Origin of the sequence: Sphingomonas parapaucimobilis NBRC 15100, from assembly GCF_000787715.1 — a bacterium.
GTDB lineage: Bacteria > Pseudomonadota > Alphaproteobacteria > Sphingomonadales > Sphingomonadaceae > Sphingomonas > Sphingomonas parapaucimobilis.
Genome location: NZ_BBPI01000049.1, coordinates 1 through 4536 on the forward strand (window position 1 = coordinate 1; position 4536 = coordinate 4536).

Genomic DNA, 4536 nt, shown 5'->3' on the forward strand with positions numbered 1-4536 from the left:
CTACGAACATCCCGGTCACCTTCGATCCCCTCAAGGGAACGATGCCGGTCCCCACCGCCATGACGCCGGTCGCTGCGGATGACGGGATGCCCGAATTGCAGGTCACGGCCCGCCCCGCTGCGCCGCTGGCCATGACCGTGCCGGGCGTTCGGGTCACGACACCATCCTCCGCGTCGCCGGTCGTGGCGGCTGCAAGGTCGGATCCGGCCGTTCCTTCCGGAACGCGCCTTGATCCCGTCGCCATGATCGCCGGCGGCACGCCCCCGGGCGCGGAGGCCGTGACCGCGCAAGCGACGCCGGTCCCTGCGATCCCCCGTGACGCGGAGCCAAATGCTCCGATAACGACACAGGCGAAGGCGTCCCTGCCCATTGCTGCACGTGACACGGCGCAAGCCGTCTCGGTTTCGCCAGTCCCTGAAGCCACGGCCCCCTCGACCGAGCAAGTCGTCCGCACCACCGCGTCCGGCATTCCGCTGGCGATTCGCGGCGACTCCTCGCCGACGGTCTTGCCCATCGACGCCGCGCCCATGGCTAAGGCGAACGATGGCACCCCCCCCATATCCCCCCGGCAGGACACCCCCCTCCGCTTTGCGGTGACGAACGGGTCGGCGCCCGTCGTGGCGCCCCTGCCGATTCAGGCCCCTGCCCCGATCATCCAGGCGGGCCAGAGCGCGCCCGCCATCCAGCTTTTCGGAACCGCGATGCGCGGCGAGCAGAGTTTGGATCCACGCACCGATCGCCGCAAGGACGAGCCTGCGCTGTCGGTCGATCCCGCAACGCTGACCCGCGCCGATTCGCTCACCGCCGCGCCGGTCGTCGCGACCACGGGGACCGGGCAGGCCCCGCTCGACATGACGCACCATCACTGGCCGCAGGGGATGATCGACCGCATCGACCGGATGCGTGAGGACGCCGCGACCGCCGATACCCGTATCCAGCTGTCGCCCGACGCGCTGGGCGGCATCGCGGTGACCCTGCGGCACGAGGAAGGCACGACGCATATCCGCTTTACCGCCGACCAGGCGCAGACCGCGTCCCTGCTCGCCGACGCCCAGCCGACGCTGGCGCGACTCGCCGAGGAGAAGGGGATGCGCCTGGGCCAGACGGCGGTCGATATGGGCCAGTCGGGCATGGGCGGCGATCGACAGGCGCCGCCGCGTCGCCCCGACCCCGTCGTGCCGACCCGCCCCGCCTTTGCGGGTGCCACCGATTCCAGCGACGCCGGGGACCCGGCCGCCGCCTCCACCCGAATCGCCTGAGGACTGAGCCATGAGTGACACCAAGGAAACCAACGAAAAGGCGCCCAAGAAGAAGGGCAAGCTGGGCAAGATCATCGTGATGGTGGTCGGCGTGCTCGTCCTGCTGGGCGGGGGCGTGGGCGCCGGGCTGTATGCCGCCAATTCCGGCCTGATCGGCGGCGGCCATGCCAAGGGAGACAATGGCGAGGCCGAGGCCGAAGCCAAGCATCCCGGCCCCAAGCTGGTGCCCAAGTCCGAGCAGAAGCGCGCCGGAGCCGAGGGTGAAGGCGGCGAGGGCGGCGAAGGCGGTCATGGCGGCGGCGAAGGCGGTGGCGAGGGCGGCCATGGCGAAGGCGGCGGCGAGGCCAAGGAAAACAAGGGCATGCCGACCCCGGTGGGCGATGGCGGCGAACGCTATGCGTCCAATTATTACGAGCTGCCCAAGGACTTCACCTCGAACATGCGCGACTCGGTGCATATCATCCAGGTGGGGCTGGCCATCTCGACCCCCTATGACGACACGGTCATCAACAATCTGAAGACCAACGACCTGGCGGTCCGCTCGGCCATCCTGATGACCCTGGGCGACGCCAATGAGGAAATGGTGTTTTCCAGCGAGGGCAAGCGCCAGCTGCAACGCAAGCTGGTCGACTCGATCAACGAGATTCTGCGGCAGAAGGAGGGATTCGGAGGCGTCGCTAACGTCTACTTTACCAATTTCGTTGTTCAGTGAGGCATGGTTAACGCCGCCCCTCAGGTTGAACGCCGCGAACGCGGTCGTGAACAGATCGCCGATCACGGCGTGCTGGGCACGACCAAGCTCAATCCGTTCGGCGACCTGCATACGATGCAGCATCTGTCCGCGCGTCTCGCGCGGTCGCTGCGGGGGCTGTTCGAATCCCTTCTGCGCGAGGAACTGCGCTGCTGGGCGGAGCCGCTGGTCGTCCAGCGCTTCGCCGATTACCGGGCCGAGCGCGGCGACGGCCTGAGCGCGTGGCTGCCCATGACGATGACCTCGCCCAGCGGCATCACCTCCGACGCCCAGGCGCTGATCGTCATCGACGGCGCGTTCAGCCTGGCGCTGATCGACCTGTTGTTCGGCGGCAACGGTGCCGTGCCCGACGTCCTGCCGCCCGAATTCTCCCCCGCCGCCGAGGCGATGGTGCGCCAGCTGGGCGACATGATGGCCGCGCCGCTTCGCGGTGCCTGGGAATCGCTCGCCCGGATCGATTTCCGCGCCGGTCATCCCGAAGCCTCGCCCGCCATGCTGTCGGGGATCGAGGGCGACGACGCGATGATCGTCACCCGCTTCGGCATCGACGGGCGCAACCGCCGTCCGACCATGATCGACATCCTCTATCCCGTCAGCGCGTTGAAGCCGCACGGCTCCGCTTTGACCGGCAAGGTCGTCGACAAGCAGGCCGAGGTCGATCCCACCTGGCGCGGCGACCTGACCCGCGCGGTGATGACGGTGCGCTTCCCCGTCCGCTCGGTGCTCGCCGAACCCGTCGTGTCGCTCAGCCGCCTGATGGAGCTGAAGATCGGCGACGTGATCCCGATCAGTTTCGGCCCGGAAGTGCCGGTGATGGTCGGCGGCGACCTGCTCGGCATGGGCACGGTCGGCACCGCCAATGGCCGCGCCGCCGTCCAGCTTACCTCGCTCAACCGGTCCATCGAAGGACTGGCCCGCGCTCACGAAGGATTCGAAGAATGAACGATATGGCCGGGGGCTTCCCCGTCGACACATCGGTCGCGGCCAATTTCCGGCTGCTCCAGGATGTCGACGTCAAGCTGACCGTGGAGATCGGCTCGACCCAGCTGTCGCTGCGCGAGCTGCTGGCGCTGTCCGAATCGAGCGTGATCGAGCTGGACCGCCAGGCCAATGAGCTGCTCGACGTGCTGGTCAACGGCACGCTGATCGGGCGCGGCGAAGTGGTGACGGTCGGCGACCGGTTCGGCGTGCGCCTGACCGAGCTGGTCAACCCCGACAAGCGCGGCTGATCCATTCATGCTCTGGTCCTATATCCTGAAGCTGGTCATCCTGCTGCCGCTGATCTGCGGGTTGATGATCGGTTGCCTCTATCTCTGGCGCCGTCTGGAAAGCCGGATGCCGGGCAGGCCCGCCACGCGGCTGATCCATGTGCGCGAGACGATGATGATCTCGCCCGGCCTGCGCCTGGCGGTCATCGAGTTCGAGGGGCGCAACCTGCTCGTCTCGGTTGGGCGCGGCGGCGTCCAGCTGGTCGACAAGGTCGAGGGCAACGGGGTCGAGGGCAACGGGACCAGCCCGGCCGCGCCGAACCCGGCTCCGCTGACGCCGACCACCCCGCGCCGTCCCGATTTCGTCTCGCGCTTCGCCCCCAAGAAATTCGACCAATGAGCATTTCCGTGACCCGCCGGGGCACCGGCCCCGCGCTGATCCGTGCGCAGGACCGTGATGTGCCGAAGCGCAGCCTGAAGCCGTTGTGGATCCTGCTCGCCCTGCTGCTGGCGCTGGTCATCGCGATGCCCGCCTTTGCCCAGGCCGTCCCGGCGCCCGCCGCAGCCCCGGCACCCGGCGTCGGCGACGCGGTGGACCGCGCGCTGGGCCAGCTGGGCGGTGGTGCCAATGGCGGCTCGGGCTCGCTGAGCTTGTCGCTCCAGGTCCTCATCATCATGGGCCTGCTGACGATCCTGCCGGGCATCATCCTGATGATGACCAGCTTTACCCGGATCGTCATCGTGCTCGCCATCCTGCGCCAGGCGCTGGGCCTGCAGCAGACGCCGCCCAACCAGGTGCTGATCGGCCTGTCGGTCTTCCTGTCGCTGTTCATCATGGCCCCGACGATCAGCCAGATGAACACCAATGCGATCGAACCCTATGCGCAAGGCCGACTGCCCGGCACCGAGATGATCAAGGCCGCCGGTGCGCCGCTCCACGCCTTCATGGCCAAGCAGACGCGGGTGAAGGATGTGACGATGTTCGCCGAAATGGCGAAGTCGGGTCCCTATGCCAGCCCCAACGACATTCCTTACGCGGTGCTGTTGCCCGCCTTCGTCACCTCCGAGCTGAAGACCGCTTTCCAGATCGGCTTCCTGATCTTCCTGCCCTTCATCGTCATCGATCTGGTCGTCGCCACCGTACTGATGGCACTGGGCATGATGATGCTGTCGCCCTCGATCATATCCCTGCCCTTCAAGCTGCTGCTGTTCGTGCTGGTCGATGGCTGGGCGCTGACCATGGGCAGCCTGGCGAATAGTTTCGCGACGTAGAACGCCTATTCCCTCTCCCCTGGACAGGGGCGAGGGAAGATCAGAG

Annotated in this window: 6 protein-coding genes; all 6 read left to right on the forward strand. The window is 67.6% G+C overall.

Going from position 1 to position 4536, the window contains the following annotated elements; translation table 11 throughout:
* The first annotated feature begins 593 nt into the window (after positions 1-593).
* From SP5_RS19645 to fliP, 6 genes are read left to right on the forward strand one after another with little or no spacing between them, the layout of a single operon-like run.
* Positions 594-1259, forward strand: coding sequence for a flagellar hook-length control protein FliK (locus SP5_RS19645; RefSeq protein WP_217995691.1), 666 nt, complete (start codon positions 594-596; stop codon positions 1257-1259).
* A 10-nt stretch (positions 1260-1269) separates the two neighbouring features.
* Positions 1270-1971, forward strand: coding sequence for a flagellar basal body-associated FliL family protein (locus SP5_RS09220; RefSeq protein WP_042487391.1), 702 nt, complete (start codon positions 1270-1272; stop codon positions 1969-1971).
* Positions 1972-1974: 3 nt separating this feature from the next.
* Positions 1975-2952 (forward strand): flagellar motor switch protein FliM, encoded by a 978-nt coding sequence (locus SP5_RS09225; RefSeq protein WP_042487394.1) that lies wholly within the window; start codon positions 1975-1977, stop codon positions 2950-2952.
* A complete protein-coding gene (fliN, locus tag SP5_RS09230) occupies positions 2949-3239 on the forward strand; it encodes a flagellar motor switch protein FliN (protein ID WP_042487397.1) in 291 nt (96 codons plus the stop codon). Before SP5_RS09225 ends, fliN begins: the two co-directional genes overlap by 4 nt.
* A gap of 7 nt (positions 3240-3246) precedes the next feature.
* Entirely contained in the window at positions 3247-3618 is a 372-nt protein-coding gene (locus SP5_RS09235) for a FliO/MopB family protein (RefSeq protein WP_042487399.1), read from the forward strand.
* Positions 3615-4490 (forward strand): flagellar type III secretion system pore protein FliP, encoded by an 876-nt coding sequence (gene fliP / locus SP5_RS09240; RefSeq protein WP_042487402.1) that lies wholly within the window; start codon positions 3615-3617, stop codon positions 4488-4490. The genes SP5_RS09235 and fliP overlap by 4 nt, the downstream gene beginning before the upstream one ends.
* The last annotated feature ends 46 nt before the right edge of the window (positions 4491-4536 follow it).

Bases quoted from the DNA above. Each gene is read 5' to 3' on its own strand.
- SP5_RS09220 (WP_042487391.1), top strand. From the start codon at position 1,270: ATGAGTGACACCAAGGAAACCAACGAAAAGGCGCCCAAGAAGAAGGGC.
- SP5_RS09225 (WP_042487394.1), top strand. From the start codon at position 1,975: ATGGTTAACGCCGCCCCTCAGGTTGAACGCCGCGAACGCGGTCGTGAA.
- fliN (WP_042487397.1), top strand. From the start codon at position 2,949: ATGAACGATATGGCCGGGGGCTTCCCCGTCGACACATCGGTCGCGGCC.
- SP5_RS09235 (WP_042487399.1), top strand. From the start codon at position 3,247: ATGCTCTGGTCCTATATCCTGAAGCTGGTCATCCTGCTGCCGCTGATC.
- fliP (WP_042487402.1), top strand. From the start codon at position 3,615: ATGAGCATTTCCGTGACCCGCCGGGGCACCGGCCCCGCGCTGATCCGT.